Origin of the sequence: Acidovorax sp. NO-1 (assembly GCF_000238595.1) — a bacterium.
GTDB lineage: Bacteria > Pseudomonadota > Gammaproteobacteria > Burkholderiales > Burkholderiaceae_C > Acidovorax.
The window spans coordinates 1-15,356 of the sequence record NZ_AGTS01000002.1 but is presented as its reverse complement, the minus strand read 5'-3'; the positions used below and the strand labels follow the sequence as shown (position 1 = coordinate 15,356).

Genomic DNA, 15,356 nt, shown 5'->3' with positions numbered 1-15,356 from the left:
AGCATAGGCACAACGCTGCCAGGCGAGCTCGGCCGGGCGCAATACCCGTCAATCGCCAAGGGGTTGCCCGCCGCTGCCGCGCCGGCTTTTGCACGCACCTGCGCGCTGGAAAGGCGCCGGCGGCAGGCAGGAAAGGCGCCGGCGGCAGGCAGGCCGGCGGGCTAGTTGTCCTGGCGACGGATCAGTTGCCGACCGTTGGGGGTAATGGCCAGCTCACCACCCGAACCTTTGGTGATGAACCCCCATTCCAGCAGACGGCCGGACACATGGTCTTTCAGCGCGTGGGGCAGCGTGATGACCTGGCCCATTTCCAGTTGCTTGAGGGTCTCGATCTCGTCCACGGTGGGGTCGAAATGCGGGGCATGGTAGGTGGTCATGGGTTCACTCCCGGATCGGTAGGTGCAGACGGACTCCAGCGCCGCCAGATTAGTTCAGCCCCCGGGTGGACGCAAGGGAGTCATCCCGCAGGCGCCGGGCTTCCGGCCTCGGCCATGCCTTGCAGCCAGCGCGCAAACCTTGCCAGCACCGGGGGCTGGGCCTGCGCGGGGCTGATGAGGTAGTACGCCCGCTCGCCGCGCAGCGGGCGGTTGCAGGCCACCACCAGCTCGCCGCTGGCAAGTTCCGCCTCGATCAGCAGCGGCGGGATCAGCGCCACGCCCATGCCATGGGTTGCGGCCACGGCGAGCATGGAGAACAGCTCGTAGCGTGGGCCATCCAGCGCGTGCGGCGCATCCACCTCCATCGCATCAAACCACTGGCGCCAGCCATACGGGCGCGTGCTTTGCTGCAGCAGCGGCAACTCGGCCAGCGCCTCGGCCGCCACGGGCTGGTGCGCGCGGCCCCGGCCGCGTGGCGCGGCGTGTTCGAGCAGGCGCGGGCAACACACGGGCAGCACGTCTTCGTGCATCAGCAGCTGCGCCTGCACGCCGGGCCAGTTGCTCACCTGCTCCGGAGTGCCCGCGTACAGCGCGGCATCAAACGTGGTGTCGGCAAACAAAAAAGGCCGTGTCTGCGTGTCGATGTGGACCACGATGTCGGGGTGCGCCTGCGCCAGCAGCGGCAGGCGGGGGATGAGCCAGCGCGTGGCGAAGGTGGGCACTGCGGCCAGCGAGAGAGTGCCGCCCTCGCCCTGGTGGGCCATCACGTCCAGCGTGTCGCGCTCCAGCCCCTGCAGCCAGCGCGCCACCTGGCGGCCATAGTGCGCGCCCGCTGGCGTCAGCACCACGCCGTGGCGTGTGCGGCGAAACAGCTGCACGCCCAAGAACTCCTCCAGCGCCTGGATCTGGCGCGAGACAGCACTTTGCGTGAGCGAGAGTTCCTGCGCGGCGCGGGTGTAGCTCTCGTGTCGGGCGGCGACTTCAAAACAGGCCAGGGCCTGGGTCGATGGGATGTTTCGGCGCATGATGAGGAGGAACTTTTAACGAGGCTGCCACGCTTTGAAATAACGGCCACAAGTATTCCATACATTCCATGAACGCATATCTGAATGAAAAGAACTCGCTTGCAGACTGCTACCCCACGACCTACGATGCGCTCCAGACCCGTTTCTTTCCCTCTCTTTTCGACCGGAGACACACATGGCCCACGCCGCTTTTCAATGGGATGACCCTTTCCTCCTGAGCCAGCAACTGACCGACGACGAGCGCGCCATCCGCGACGCCGCCGCTGCGTATTGCCAGAACAAGCTGGCCCCTCGCGTGCTGGATGCCTTCCGCCACGAAAAGATGGACGTGAGCATCTTCCGCGAGATGGGCGAAGTGGGCCTCTTGGGCCCCACCATCCCCGAGCAGTACGGCGGCCCCGGCCTGAGCTATGTAGCCTACGGCCTGATCGCCCGCGAAGTGGAGCGTGTGGACTCGGGCTACCGCTCGATGGCCAGCGTGCAGTCGTCGCTGGTGATGGTGCCCATATATGAATTCGGCAGCGAAGCCCAGCGCCAGAAGTACCTGCCCAAGCTCGCCAGCGGCGAGTGGATTGGCTGCTTTGGCCTGACCGAGCCCGACCACGGCTCCGACCCCGGCAGCATGGCCACGCGCGCCTACAAGGTCGACGGCGGCTACAAGCTCAAGGGCAGCAAGATGTGGATCACCAACAGCCCCGTGGCTGACGTGTTCGTGGTCTGGGCCAAGGAAGTCTCCGAAGGCGGCGCCGTGGGCCCCATTCGCGGCTTCGTGCTGGAAAAGGGCATGAAAGGCCTGACGGCCCCCGCCATCCACGGCAAGGTGGGCCTGCGCGCATCGATTACCGGCGAGATCGTGATGGACGACGTGTTCGTGCCCGAAGAAAACGCGTTCCCTGAAGTGCAAGGCCTCAAGGGCCCCTTCACCTGCCTGAACAGCGCGCGCTACGGCATCGCCTGGGGCGCCCTGGGCGCGGCCGAGTTCTGCTGGCACACCGCCCGCCAGTACACGCTGGACCGCAAGCAGTTTGGCCGGCCTCTCGCCGCCAACCAGCTCATCCAGAAGAAGCTGGCCGACATGCAGACCGAAATCGCCATCGGCCTGCAGGCCTGCCTGCAGTTCGGCCGCATGAAGGACGCGGGCACGGCCAGCGTGGAAGGCACCTCCATCATCAAGCGCAACAGCTGCGGCAAGGCCCTGGACATCGCCCGCCTGGCGCGCGACATGATGGGCGGCAACGGCATCAGCGACGAGTTCGGCGTGGCCCGCCACCTGGTGAACCTGGAGGTGGTGAACACGTATGAAGGCACGCACGATGTGCACGCGCTGATTCTGGGCCGCGCCCAGACCGGGCTGGCGGCGTTCGCCAACTGACACCGTACTCCTGAAACGATAGCTGCTAGCGCTTAACCCATAAGCGATGGCGGCATTTTTCATTCAAAAACACGATCCATGACCTCTTCCAACACAGGCGCCCTCGCAGGCATCAAGGTGCTCGATCTCTCCCGCGTGCTCGCGGGCCCCTGGTGCACGCAGATCCTGGCCGACCTGGGCGCGGATGTGGTCAAGGTGGAGCGCCCCGGCGTGGGCGACGACACGCGCCAGTGGGGCCCGCCCTTCTTGAAAGACGCGGAGGGCAACGACACCAACCAAGCCAGCTACTACACCGCCTGCAACCGCAACAAGCGCTCGGTGACCATCGACATGGCCTCGCCCGAGGGGCAAGCGCTCATCAAGCAGATGGCGCAAGAGGCGGACATCGTGGTGGAGAACTTCAAGGTCGGCGGCCTGAAGCAATACGGCCTGGACCACGAGAGCCTGCGCGCGCTGAATCCGCGCCTCATCTACTGCTCCGTCACAGGTTTCGGGCAAGACGGGCCCTACGCCGAGCGCGCAGGCTACGACCTGATGGTGCAGGCCATGACGGGCCTGATGAGCATCACCGGCCAGGCCGACAACCAGCCCGGCGGCGGCCCGATGCGCGTGGGCGTGGCCGTGATCGACCTGTTCACCGGCCTGTATGCCAGCAACGCCATCCTGGCCGCGCTGCACGTGCGCGACAACGCGGTGAACGGCACGGGCCAGGGCCAGCACATCGACATGGCGCTGCTCGACGTGGGCATGGCCGTGCTGGCCAACCAGGCCTCGGGCTTCCTCGCCACCGGCAAGGCGCCCGGCCGCATGGGCAACAGTCACCCCAGCCTCGCGCCCTACCAGGACTTCCCCACGCAGGACGGCAACATGCTGCTGGCCATTGGCAACGACGGCCAGTTCCAGCGCTTTTGCGCCGCCGCCGAGCAGCCCCAGTGGGCCAGCGACCCGCGCTTTGCCACCAACACCCTGCGCGTGCAAAACCGCACCGCACTGATCCCCGCCATGGAAGCCGTGACCCGCACGCGCACCACGGCCGACTGGATCACGCTGCTGGAAGACAAGGCCGTGCCCTGCGGCCCCATCAACACCATTGCCCAGGCGTTTGACGACGCCCAAGTGCAGGCCCGTGGCCTGGCCGTGACGCTGCCGCGCTGGAAGGACGGCGAGGCCGCCACCGACAACGTGCAGCAGATCACCGGCGTGGCCAGCCCGCTCCGCCTGTCGGCCACCCCACCCGTGCTGCGCAATGCGCCGCCGGCACTGGGCCAGCACACCGACGAGGTGTTGCGCGAGCTGGGGCTGGACTCGGCGCGCATTGCGGCGCTGCGGGCCAGCGGGGTTTTTTAGCCAGACGCTCTCGGCATCGGCCTGCGCCATGCCCTCACCACTGCACGGCCTTGCCCTCACCGGCAAGGCCGTTTTGTTTGCGCAGTCTGCATTGCATCGGCCCCTGGCGCTTATCTGGCTTGCGCTATCCGCTATCCGCTATTCACCGGATGACAAAGCGAGCGACTGACGGAGCCTGCTTGCGTCGGCCCCACGTGCCGACGCCGCCAAGGAGATCAAGACCCTGATCCACGCCAGCGTGGAGCGCGTGGAACTGGGCACCACGCTGGTAGACAAGGCGGGCGCCACGATGAGCGAGGTGGTCAGCGCCATCCGCCGTGTGACGGACATCGTGGGCGAGATCAGCGCCGCGAGCAGCGAGCAAAGTGCAGGCGTGGCCCAGGTGGGGGACGCCATCACCGAAATGGACCAGGCCACGCAGCAGAACGCGGCGCTGGTCGAACAGAGCGCCGCTGCCGCCGACAGCCTCAAGGTGCAGGCGCAGCAGCTGGTGCAGGCAGTAGCGGTGTTCCGGTTGGCAGACACCGACGCGAACACCCCCAGGCAGGCCAGCGTGCCCGCACCGGGCCGCCACCAGCCCCGGTTGGCCGCAGGCTGAAGCGGCACAGCCTTTTCAAGCCCGATCGACTTGAAGCGCTAGTGCATCATGCGCCAACAGCTACACAAATAGTAGCAACTGGCGCCTTTTCAAGCTTCAGCAGGGGTTGCCTGCTGCACGGTGGCCAGCGTGGGCGAGGCCAGCTTGCGCAGGTAGGCCATGGTCTGCAGGCAGGCCTGGGCCACCTCGGTGCCCTTCTTCACAAAATGCTCGCGGAAGAAGCGCACATGGTCCTCGTGGTCGTGGAAGTCGCGCGGCGTGAGCACGGCCGACATCACAGGCACCTCGGTGTCGAGCTGCACGCGCATCAGGCCATCGATGACAGCGGTGGTGACGAACTCGTGGCGATAGATGCCGCCGTTGACCACCAGCGCACAAGCCACGATGGCGTCGTAGCGCCCGCTGCGCGCGAGCTTGCGGGCCAACAGCGGAATCTCAAACGCACCGGGCACATCGAACAGCGCCACCTGCGCGGGTGGCAGGCCGTGGCGGTCGAACTCGGCCAGGGCCGCGTCGCGCGCCTGGTGCACGATGTCCTGGTGCCAGCTGGCACTGATGATGGCCACGCGGGCGCCACGGTGGGCAGCGACGGGGGCCAGGGGGGAAACGGAAGCTGAAGAAAACTGATTCATGGGTTCCTCGAAAAGGTGAGACCAGAATCAGGGCGCGCGCGAGCACGGCACCAACACAAGGCGGCGCAGGCCCAGTGCCATGCCAGCGCGCGACAAAAGCACGCGGGCAAACGCCAAGGGCCCAGCCACCCGTTGCAGGTGCTCCAGGGATGCCCGGCATAACTCCCTGCGGTCCGCGATAGCGCGGTCTCGCGATGGTTATGCAGGACACCCCCTCGTTTCGCGATCTCTTTCATCCGGACTGTGACCGTCGGCTCTGGTTTCGCACCAGATCTGCTGACCCTGCAGGCCTGTTCCGAAAAACGGCACCGCAGGCGCTCGCGGGCTCTTGCTAGCCTTTCAGCCAACAAATACCGCCGGTGGGGAATTTCGCCCCGCCCTGAGAACGCTGTCGGCCCCGAAGGTCATCCGGGGCCGACGGGTGGGATTTTAGGCGGCGGGCACGCGGCACGCCGTCGCGCAGGCGATTGCCAGCACTGGCAGTGCCGGTTTCTGCGGCTGTGGGCTGTATTGAATGCCGAAGTCTGCTCAGCGCACACGCTGAAACCCGCCTTCGGCCCAGGCCGCTGCGTTGGCGGGCGTGAGCTTGAAGGTGGGCGGCGCGGACGCACGGGCAACCTCTTCACCCAGCTCGTCCTGCGCGCTCAGCGTGGCCGTGGCGCCATCCTCGTCGGGCACGATGGCCAGCGCCACGCGCAGGCGCTGGCCGTCGGCGGTGATGATGTGCAAGCTCTTGTTCAGCTGCGCGTGCAGTTGCTGCTCGTGGCGGCGCACCACCTCGCTCGCGGTCTTGACCAGGGTGTGGAAGGCCGACACATCGAGCGGCTTGGGGTTCTTCTTGTCACGCCCCATGGTCCAGGGGCCCACCAGCGCGGGTTCGGCCTCGCCCTTCAGCGTCATGGACACGGCCCAGCCGTCGTCATCCTCGTTCTTGATGACCTGCGCCGTCCAGCGCCCATCGCTCCAGCAGCGGGGTTCCTGGATGGTGTCGGGCGTGTCGGGTGCGTCGGTCATGGAGAAAAAGGTCTGGATGGCGGGAAAGGGCGCAGAGCATAACGGCAAGGCTTGGCGGCCCCCATTTTTTCAAGAGCCAATGGTTATCGAAAATTCCATTACGGGTCCTGATCGGACATGTTATTGAAAACCTCAACCCCGGCCCCTGTGACGCCGCCGCCACGCCACAATGCTGCGCTGCACTATTCGGGTATTGCCTGAAGCTTTAGCGCACTGCACAAGGCTTTCTGATCCTAGAATTTGTAAACGCGCGTATCTCTTCATTGCGCGCAAAGGATTCACCATGAAAGCAGTGCAGCAGGACATTGACGAGCGTACCAACCTCACCAGCACGAACAAGTTCGAGCTGCTGCTGTTTCGCCTGGGCACGGACAGTGCGCTGGGAAAGTCCGAACTGTTCGGAATCAACGTCTTCAAGATCCGCGAAATCGTGGCGATGCCCAGCATCACGCCCATCGCGGGCAGCACGCCGCATTCCCTGGGCGTGGTCAACCTGCGGGGACAGGTGATTCCGGTGCTGGACCTGCCCTCCATCGTGGGTTGCAAGCCCCAGACGGGCCTGAACATCATGCTGGTGACCGAATACGCCCGCACCACGCAGGCGTTTGCGGTCGAATCGGTGGAAGACATCGTGCGGCTGGACTGGAAGCAGGTGCTGTCGGCCGAAACCAGCGGTGCCGCGGGCAAGCTGGTCACCAGCATCGCCCGCCTGGACGGCAACACCGATCAATCCCGCCTGGCCCAGGTGCTGGATGTGGAGGCGATCCTGCAGATGGTGTCGCCCTCGGACGGCCATGAGGTCACCGAAGAGAAGGTGGGCCCCAAGCTCAAGCTCAAGCCTGGCACCATCATCCTTGCGGCCGACGATTCGTTTGTGGCGCGCTCTCTCATCGAGCAGGAGCTCAAGGCGCTGGCGGCCCCTTACGAAATGGTCAAGTCCGGCAAAGAAGCCTGGGACCGCCTCAACGCCATTGCCCGCAGCGCCGAAGCGGAAGGCAAGACCGTGCTGGACCGTGTAGCCATGGTGCTGACCGACCTGGAGATGCCGGAAATGGACGGGTTCACGCTGACCCGCAACATCAAGCAGGATGCCCGCTTGCAGGGGCTGCCGGTGGTCATCCACTCTTCGCTGTCCGGATCTGCCAACGAAGATCACGTGCGCAGCGTGGGCGCCGATGGTTACGTGGCCAAGTTCGTGGCCGAAGATCTGGCCGAAACGATCCGCCGCGTGCTGCCGAAGTAGGCACCGCCGGTTCGGGCCAACGCGAGCGGTGGGCGGGCCCGTTTTTATAAAAAATAGGGCTCTATCGCTTGCTGGTAAAGCGCGGACAGCTATCAATTTTTCAAGGCACCACCGGGAATCGTGCTTGTTTGCGTGCTGTCCTACGCCACCCAACGGAAAAGCAGGTCAACCAAACGGTGGCTCCGGGCGCTACATTGAAAGCGCCTCACGGCACAAGCTCCGAAATTTGTAACACTCCGCCGGGGTGCTTTTCTGGGGCTTTACGAACGGGCCGGAACACCACCCGGCGCAGGGGGTCTGACTACCATGAAAAACACACTCGCCCGCATCGTTGCACTGACGGCCATGGGCGCCGTCGTTTCTGGCTGTGCCACCGTTCCTGGCGACGGGTACTACGATGGGGGCCCCACGTACTACTCACCGGGGTACGAGGGCTACTCCAGCCCGGTGTATCCCGCCTACGCGCCAGCACCGGGCTATATCTATTACTCTGACAGGGACAACCGCTGGGAGCGCGACCGCAACCGCAACGACTGGCGCGAACGTGACCGCGACCGAAACCGCAACGACTGGCGGGAGCGCGAACGTGAACGTGACCGCGCGCGGGCCGAACAAGACCGCAACGCCCGGGCCCGTGACCGCGACCGTGAGCGCGCTGAGGCCGCACGGCTTGATGCGGAACGCGACCGGGTTCGCCGCGAGCAGATGCGCGAGAACGATCGCCGCGAACGCACCCAGCTGGCGCCAGAGCAATGGCGCAGCAACAACGACCCGCGCAACCGCCAGACGCCACTGAGCGACCGTTAATACCCTGGGAGACGGGATATGCCAGGCCATGTTTTCAGCCATGCCGCCCTGTGCCTGAGCCTCCTGGCGCTTCCCGCTGCTGCGCAGGTGCTGCGCTGCACGGATACCCAGACCGGCAAGGTGACCTATACGGATGGAACCTGCGCCGGTGGCACCGCGGCGCGTGAGGTGGAAGCCCGCAAGAGCCCCGAAGAACTCCAGCAGGAGCGCGAGCTGGCTGCCGAGGCCCTGGAGCGCAAGCAGCAACGCCTGGAGGCCGAAGCGCTTGCCGCTGAAACGCAGGCTCGGCGCAATGCCGAACGCGACCGGGCACGCGCCGCGCAGGCCGCCGCCAACGCACCCCAACCGCAAGACTACGCGCGCTCGCCAGAATGCGCGCGCTCGCGGCGCAATTTTGATCTGGTGGCTGCGGGCCTGTCACGGTCTACCTATGACCAGGAACTGCGGCTGGAGGCCGCCCAGCGCCAGATGGACCTGGACTGCCTGGGTCCGCAGGGCTATGCCGAAGTGGAGAAAAACCGCGCAGCCCAACCCCGTGTGGTGGTGGTGCCGCCATCGCGCCATCGGCCGCTTTTTCCCGATCCGTTCCCCCAGGCCGGCCCTGTGCAGCCCAAGCCGCGGCTCACCCAGTGCGGTGATTTCCGCTGTACCGACAACCTGGGCAACACCTACCCCCGTGTCGGCCCGGGACGGTTCCCCGGCCCCGGCGGCGTGTGCCGTTCCAACGGCGGCCAAGCCCCCTGCTGACCTGCAAGCCTTGGCCAAGGTGGGTAGGAAAGCGCATCAGGTGCGCAGCCCTTCGGCCACGCTCGGGTAGCGTAACCGCACCCCCAGTTCCTGCTGCATGCGGTGATTCTCCAGCCGGCGGGACTCGCTCATGAAGCTCAGCAGCATCAGCGGCAACTGGTCCTGCGCCGTGTTGCGCGGCACGCGGGGCGGGCGAGGCAGCCCGTACATGTCGGCCGCCAAGTCAAAGTAGTCGCCCATCTTCATGTGGGTCGAATCGCTGATGTTGTAGGCGCGTTGCGGGCGCGCCTTCCAGATCGCGGCCAGCAATGCGCGCGCCAGATCATCTGCATGGATGTGGTTCGTGAACACATCGTCCTCGGCCACCAGCACCGGTGTGCCACGGCGCAGGCGGGCCTCGGGCGTGCCCCCCTCGCGGTCGGGCGCATAGATGCCCGGGATACGCAGCAGGCTCGCACGCACACCCGCGCGGCCGAGGTGACGCACGGCGCGCTCGGCATTCACCCGGCGCTGGGCGCGTGGCGTGGCGGGCGCCAGGGGCCGTGTCTCCGGCACCCGGGCGCCCTGGCAGTCGCCGTACACGCCACTGGTGGACGCATAGACCAGCGATTGCGGCAGGCTGCGCTGGCGCAGTGCACGGGCCAGTGCCACGGTGCGGGGGTCCAGCCACCAGCGGCCACCTGCGGCCCCTTCCCCGGGGGGAGGTGCCAGGTGCAACACCCTTGTGGCCAGGCCGGCAAGGCGCCGCAGGGTGGTGGCATCGTCGAGGTTGCCCACCAGCGGGCGCACACCCAGCCGGCGCAGAGCCTCTACCCGTCCGGGGGTCGATGTGAGGGCCAGCACCTGCAGCCGCCCTGCACCGGGGCCGGTGTTGAGGTTGCGCGCAACGCGCTGGCCAACGTCGCCACACCCCACGATCAAAAGGCGTTCGCGGCGAAAGCGCGCTGGCAGGGCGCCGAGGGGATTCTGGTTTGAAGGCAAAATCAGGGCCGTTTGTTGACTACAAGAGCCCTCAAGGATACCCATTCGATGACCAGCGCAGAGACCGCTTTCCAGATCACCGTGCAGCCCAGCGGCCGCGCCTTCAGTGCCAACGCGGGCGAGGCCATTCTGGCGGCGGCCATCCGCAACGGCGTCGGCCTGCCCTATGGCTGCAAGGACGGCGCCTGCGGCTCCTGCAAGTGCAAAAAACTCAGCGGCGCCGTGCACCACGGTGAACACCAGTCCAAGGCCCTTACCGCCGACGAAGAGGCAGCGGGCCTGGTGCTGACGTGCTGCGCGCAGCCCCTGACCGACGTGGTGCTGGAATCGCGCCAGGTCACGGATGAGAGCGCCTATCCGATCAAGAAGATGCCGGTGCGCGTGGCTGCGCTGGAGAAAAAGTCGCACGACGTGATGCAGGTGCGCCTGCAACTGCCGGCCGCCGATACCTTCCGGTACCACGCGGGCCAGTACATCGAATTCATCCTGCGTGACGGCGCCCGCCGTGCCTATTCGATGGCCAACGCGCCCCACACGCAGGCCGAGGCGCCGGGCGTGGAACTGCACATCCGCCACATGCCGGGCGGCAAGTTCACCGACCATGTGTTCGGCGCGATGAAGGAAAAAGAAATCCTGCGGGTCGAAGGTCCGTTCGGCAGCTTTTTCCTGCGCGAAGATTCCGACAAACCCATCGTGCTGCTGGCTTCAGGCACCGGTTTTGCGCCCATCAAGGCGCTGATCGAGCACATGCAATTCAAGGGCATCAGTCGCCCCACCGTGCTGTACTGGGGCGGCAGGCGCCCGACAGACCTTTATCTCAGCGACTGGATCGTCGCCCGCTCGGCACAGATGCCCCACCTTCGCTATGTGCCCGTGGTGTCGGATGCATTGCCCGAAGACGGCTGGACGGGCCGCACCGGCTTTGTGCACCAGGCCGTGCTGGACGACATTGCGGATCTTTCGGGCTACCAGGTGTATGCCTGCGGCGCGCCCATCGTGGTGGACTCTGCGCGCGACGCCTACAGCGCCCACCGCGGCCTGCCCCCCGAGGAGTTCTACGCCGATTCGTTCACCTCGGAGGCAGACAAACACGGCGGCTGAAGCCCCGACGGCTTGCCCACCCCACCGCTCCCGCTCAAGGATGTGATGGCACCCGTACCCGCGCCGGCCGCCGTTGTGTCCCTGCTCTCGCGGGCGCGCGCCAAGCTGCGCGGCACACGACCGGTGCTTACCGTGTTGGGCGTGGCCATCCTGCTGGTGCTGGGTGCGGGCGAATGGGCCACGCGGGCCGAGATGGAAAACCAGTGGGACAACCTGCGCCGCTCTGCCGAGGTGCAGGCGCTGGCCCTGCGCGGCGTGGCCACGCGCTACAGCTACCTGCCATTCACCGCCGCGCAGCAGCCCGTGGTGAAAGACCTGCTGCGCAACCCCGACTCCGCACACATGCGCGAAGCCGCCAACGCCTACCTCCAGGCCATCAACGCCCACGCAGGCTCCGACACGCTGTATGTGATGGACGACAAGGGCCTCACCCTCGCCTCCAGCAACTGGAACACGCCCAGCAGCTTTATGGGCCACAACTACAGCAACCGCCCCTATTTCCGGGACGCGCTGCAAGGCAAGGCCGGGCGCTTTTACGGTGTGGGCAAAACCACGGGCGCGCCCGGACTGTTCGCCTCCGGCCCCATCACGGACAGTGCTGGCAAGGTGATCGGCGTGGTGGCCGTCAAGGTGCGCATGGAGCCCATCGTGGACACCTGGGCGCAGCTGCGCGACCCGGTGTTCGTCACGGACGAACGGGGCATTGTCTTTCTGGGCTCCGAGGCATCCTGGCTGTACCGCGTGAGCAGGCCCCTCACACCGCAGGCGGTCGGGCAGGTGCAGCACGATGAGCAGTACGGGCCGCAGTGGATTCCGGCTGCCGTGCCGTGGGAGCTGGTGCAACGCCCCGACCAGCCCGGCTCCGAGCTGCGCATGCCTGGCAACGCACGCGAATACCTGGCGTTGGAGGAACCCCTGCCGGACCTTGGCTGGACCCTCACCCTGACGGCCGACAGCAGGGTGGTGGCGCTGGCCCGCCAGCAGGCCTGGGCGCTGGCAAGCCTGGCATCCGGCCTGCTGGTGCTGGGCGCCCTGTACTGGCAATTGCGCGAACGGCGGTTGCAGGAAAACCGCCAGGCCCGCGTGGAACTGGAGCAGCGCGTGCACGAACGCACCCACGCGCTGCAGCAGGCGCAGGCGTTTCGGCAGTCGATGGAGGACTCGCTGCTGGTGGGCATGCGCGCCCGCGACCTGGAAGGCCGCATCGTCTACGTGAACGCCGCCATGTGCGACATGGTGGGCTACACGGCCTCCGAGCTGATCGGGCGCCTCCCGCCGTACCCCTACTGGCACCCCGACGAACTGGAGCGGCACTGGCAGAACAGCGAGGCCGCACTGGCAGGCCAGGCAGCGCCGCAGGGCTTTGAATCGCGGCTGCGCCACCGCGACGGATCCGACGTGCACACCATGGTGTACACCGCGCGGCTCATCGACGGCGACGGCCAGCACATTGGCTGGATGAGTTCGGTGGTGGACATTACCGCGCAGAAACGTGCCGAGGAACAGCAGCAGCAGCGCGAGGCGCAATTGCAGCGCGTGCAGCGCGTGATCACCGTGGGCGAGATGGCGTCCACCCTGGCGCATGAGCTGAACCAGCCGCTGGCGGCCCTGGTCAACTATGCGGCGGCGGCACGCTCGCTCGCGGCCCAGGGCAAAACCAATCTGCTGAACGACAGCCTCACCGCGCTGTCCAGCCAGGCCCTGCGCGCTGCCGACATCGTCGGGCGCATTCGCCGCTGGGTGCGCCAGCACCCCGAGGCGCGCGAGCCCTGTGATCTCAATGCCACCGTGGACCAGTCCCTGGCCCTGCTGCTGCGCGCCGAGGCCCGGCGCCATGGCGTGGCGGTGCGGCTGGAGCTGGCGCCCGGCCCGCAACGCGTGAACGCAGACCGCGTGCTGCTCGAACAGGTGGTGCTGAACCTGGGCCTGAACGCCCTGCAAGCCATGCAGGCCCACGGCACGCCGCCCGCAGACCGGGAACTGCTCCTGCGCACCATCTCCGATGGACGTTTTGCCTGCCTGGAGGTGCTCGACCGCGGCCCCGGCCTGCCGCCGGAGATCGCGGAACGGCTGTTCGAACCCTTCTTCACCACGCGCTCCGACGGACTGGGGCTGGGCCTGAACATCTGCCGCTCCATCGTCGAAAGCATGGGCGGCGAGCTGCGCGCACGCAACCGCGAGGGCGGCGGTGCGGTCTTTGAAATCCGGCTGCCCCACCTGCCTTCCACACCATGACCAACACCCCCGTTGCCACGATCGCCGCCCATGTCTATGTCGTGGACGACGACGAGGGCGTGCGCAACTCCCTGGCCGCCTTGCTGCTGGCCGGCGGGCACGCCCCTCGCACCTTTGCCAGCGGCCCCGAGTTTCTGGCCGGAGCCGACCTCGCACACCCCGGCTGCGTGTTGCTGGACCTGCGCATGGACGGCATGAGCGGCCTGCAGGTGTTTGATGCCATGCGCGAGCGCGACGCCGTGGTCAAGACGGTTTTCCTCTCGGCGCACGGCGAGCTCGCCTCGGCAGTCACCGCCGTCAAGCACGGCGCGGTGGACTGGCTCGAAAAGCCCTGCGACGAACAAACCCTGCTGGCTGCCGTGGCCCGCGCCGCCGAGCTCTCGCAGGTACAGGCCCACCGCAGCCAGCGCCAGCAGCTGTTGCGCGAGCGGTGGAGCAGCCTGAGCCCCCGCCAGCAGGAAGTGGCGCGGCTCCTGGCCACCGGCATGAGCAGCAAGGAGGCCGCCCGCGCCCTGACCCTGCGCGACCCGGACCGCCCCATCGATCCGCGCACGGTGGACACGCACCGCTCGGCCATCTTCCTCAAGCTGGACATCCGCAGCTCCCACGAACTCGGCCTGCTGGTGGAAGGCCTGGGCCTGTCCCAGCCCATGCCACGCGACACCTGAAACGACGGGTCCACCTGCCGTTCACAAGGTCTTCGTAAGCTTGCTTACGAATTTTTTGCACAATGGCGTCCATGAACCGCAGAAACATCCTCTCCCTCGCCAGCGCCGCAGCCACCGCAGCGGCCTTTTCCCTGTCGTCCACCGCGGCCTTTGCGCAGGACTCGGGCCAGCCGATCCGGCTGGTTGTGCCCTACGCCCCGGGCGGTCCCATCGACGTGACGGCACGGGCGCTGGCCGAGCGGGTGCGCGACTCGCTGGGCACCGTGATCATCGAGAACAAGGGCGGCGCGGGCGGCAACATCGGCGCCGACTACGTGGCCAAGGCCGCGCCGGACGGGCTGACCATTGGCATCGCCGCCACGGCCACGCATGCGGTCAACCCCTGGCTGTACGCCAGGATGCCCTATGACGCAGGCAAGGACTTCGCCGGCATCACGCAGATGGTGCGCGTACCCAATGTGCTGGTGATGAACGCCGCCAAGGCCGAGCAGCTCAAGATCAACACCGTGGCCGACCTCATTGCCTATGCCAAGGCCAACCCTGCCAAGCTCAACTACGGCAGCGGCGGCAACGGCAGCGCGGGCCACCTGGCGGGCGAGATGTTCAAGCAGAAAGCCGGCATCTACGCCCTGCACATCCCCTACCGGGGTGCCAACCCTGCGCAGCTGGCGCTGCTGGCCGGGGAGGTGGACTTCAACATCGACAACCTGGCCGCCGCTGCGCCCAACATCCGCGCCGGCAAGCTCAAGGCCCTGGCCGTGACCTCGCTCGACGCCTCCCCGTCGCTGCCGGGCGTGCCCCCACTGTCCGCTTCGTTCAAGGGTTTCTCCATCGACACCTGGTGGGGCCTGGTGGCACCCGCAGCCACCCCCAAGCCGGTGATTGAAAAGCTGAACAAGGCGTTCGTGGCGGCACTCAACGCCCCCGAAACCAAAACCCGCTTCGGCGCCCTGCTGGCTGAACCCGTGCCCACCACGCCGCAGCAGTTCGACAGCTTCATGGCCGCCGAACGCGCGAAGTACCAGCAGGTGGTGAAGGCCTCGGGTGCGAAGGTTGATTGACCCCTGGGCGGCTGCGCCGCTTCCCCCAAGGGCGACGCCCCCGGTGCGGCGGGGCGGCCCTTGCACGGGGGGACTGGCGTTGGGCCGCACCGGTTTCAAACGGTGCGGGTGAGCCCGGCGCGTGGGGAACGATTTTCAAGTGTTTTTA

14 protein-coding genes, 1 pseudogene and 1 riboswitch are annotated in these 15,356 nt (G+C 66.9%); of the genes and pseudogenes, 10 read left to right on the top strand and 5 right to left on the bottom strand.

The features are described from left to right. Positions 1 to 161 precede the first annotated feature (161 nt). Entirely contained in the window at positions 162 to 377 is a 216-nt protein-coding gene (locus tag KYG_RS00080; RefSeq protein ID WP_008902782.1) for a hypothetical protein, read from the bottom strand. Positions 378 to 457: 80 nt separating this feature from the next. After that, the gene (locus tag KYG_RS00075) at positions 458 to 1,402 is read right to left on the bottom strand and encodes a LysR family transcriptional regulator (RefSeq protein WP_008902781.1); all 945 of its coding nucleotides are present in this window, start codon (positions 1,400 to 1,402) and stop codon (positions 458 to 460) included. A 175-nt stretch (positions 1,403 to 1,577) separates the two neighbouring features. Between KYG_RS00075 and KYG_RS00070 the strand changes: the two genes are divergently transcribed. From KYG_RS00070 to KYG_RS00060, 3 genes and pseudogenes are all read left to right on the top strand, one after another. After that, positions 1,578 to 2,774 (top strand): acyl-CoA dehydrogenase, encoded by a 1,197-nt coding sequence (locus tag KYG_RS00070; RefSeq protein ID WP_008902780.1) that lies wholly within the window; start codon positions 1,578 to 1,580, stop codon positions 2,772 to 2,774. Between the two features lie 78 nt (positions 2,775 to 2,852). Continuing rightward, positions 2,853 to 4,121: a CaiB/BaiF CoA-transferase family protein gene (locus tag KYG_RS00065; protein ID WP_008902779.1), complete on the top strand. Its 1,269-nt coding sequence runs from the start codon at positions 2,853 to 2,855 to the stop codon at positions 4,119 to 4,121. A 196-nt stretch (positions 4,122 to 4,317) separates the two neighbouring features. Next, a pseudogene (locus KYG_RS00060) lies at positions 4,318 to 4,719 on the top strand (methyl-accepting chemotaxis protein); the annotation flags it as partial. Between the two features lie 89 nt (positions 4,720 to 4,808). Here KYG_RS00060 and KYG_RS00055 read toward each other — a convergent pair. Together KYG_RS00055 and KYG_RS00050 are read right to left on the bottom strand one after the other, a co-directional pair. After that, positions 4,809 to 5,351: a 6,7-dimethyl-8-ribityllumazine synthase gene (locus KYG_RS00055; protein WP_008902777.1), complete on the bottom strand. Its 543-nt coding sequence runs from the start codon at positions 5,349 to 5,351 to the stop codon at positions 4,809 to 4,811. A 220-nt stretch (positions 5,352 to 5,571) separates the two neighbouring features. Beyond that, positions 5,572 to 5,742: riboswitch (FMN riboswitch) on the bottom strand. A 137-nt stretch (positions 5,743 to 5,879) separates the two neighbouring features. Further along, positions 5,880 to 6,365 carry a hypothetical protein gene (locus KYG_RS00050; protein ID WP_008902775.1) on the bottom strand — a complete coding sequence of 162 codons (486 nt, stop codon included), beginning with the start codon at positions 6,363 to 6,365 and terminating at the stop codon, positions 5,880 to 5,882. A gap of 283 nt (positions 6,366 to 6,648) precedes the next feature. Here KYG_RS00050 and KYG_RS00045 point away from each other — a divergent pair, with 283 nt between their 5' ends. From KYG_RS00045 to KYG_RS00035, 3 genes are all read left to right on the top strand, one after another. Then, a complete protein-coding gene (locus tag KYG_RS00045) occupies positions 6,649 to 7,608 on the top strand; it encodes a chemotaxis protein (RefSeq protein ID WP_008902774.1) in 960 nt (319 codons plus the stop codon). 306 nt (positions 7,609 to 7,914) lie between these two features. Beyond that, positions 7,915 to 8,415: a hypothetical protein gene (locus KYG_RS00040; protein ID WP_008902773.1), complete on the top strand. Its 501-nt coding sequence runs from the start codon at positions 7,915 to 7,917 to the stop codon at positions 8,413 to 8,415. Positions 8,416 to 8,433: 18 nt separating this feature from the next. Beyond that, on the top strand, positions 8,434 to 9,162 hold the full coding sequence (locus KYG_RS00035; RefSeq protein ID WP_008902772.1) for a DUF4124 domain-containing protein: 729 nt from the start codon (positions 8,434 to 8,436) through the stop codon (positions 9,160 to 9,162). Positions 9,163 to 9,198: 36 nt separating this feature from the next. Here KYG_RS00035 and KYG_RS00030 read toward each other — a convergent pair whose 3' ends face one another. Continuing rightward, entirely contained in the window at positions 9,199 to 10,143 is a 945-nt protein-coding gene (locus KYG_RS00030) for an SDR family oxidoreductase (RefSeq protein ID WP_008902771.1), read from the bottom strand. A gap of 48 nt (positions 10,144 to 10,191) precedes the next feature. Between KYG_RS00030 and KYG_RS00025 the strand changes: the two genes are divergently transcribed. The 4 genes from KYG_RS00025 (at position 10,192) to KYG_RS00010 (ending at position 15,208) form a co-directional block, all read left to right on the top strand. Further along, on the top strand, positions 10,192 to 11,244 hold the full coding sequence (locus KYG_RS00025; protein WP_008902770.1) for a CDP-6-deoxy-delta-3,4-glucoseen reductase: 1,053 nt from the start codon (positions 10,192 to 10,194) through the stop codon (positions 11,242 to 11,244). A gap of 45 nt (positions 11,245 to 11,289) precedes the next feature. Then, a complete protein-coding gene (locus KYG_RS00020; protein ID WP_008902769.1) occupies positions 11,290 to 13,479 on the top strand; it encodes a PAS domain S-box protein in 2,190 nt (729 codons plus the stop codon). Beyond that, positions 13,476 to 14,147 (top strand): response regulator transcription factor, encoded by a 672-nt coding sequence (locus tag KYG_RS00015; protein WP_008902768.1) that lies wholly within the window; start codon positions 13,476 to 13,478, stop codon positions 14,145 to 14,147. The genes KYG_RS00020 and KYG_RS00015 overlap by 4 nt, the downstream gene beginning before the upstream one ends. Before the next feature lie 71 nt (positions 14,148 to 14,218). Beyond that, positions 14,219 to 15,208, top strand: a complete 990-nt coding sequence (locus KYG_RS00010; RefSeq protein ID WP_008902767.1) for a tripartite tricarboxylate transporter substrate binding protein — start codon at positions 14,219 to 14,221, stop codon at positions 15,206 to 15,208. The last annotated feature ends 148 nt before the right edge of the window (positions 15,209 to 15,356 follow it).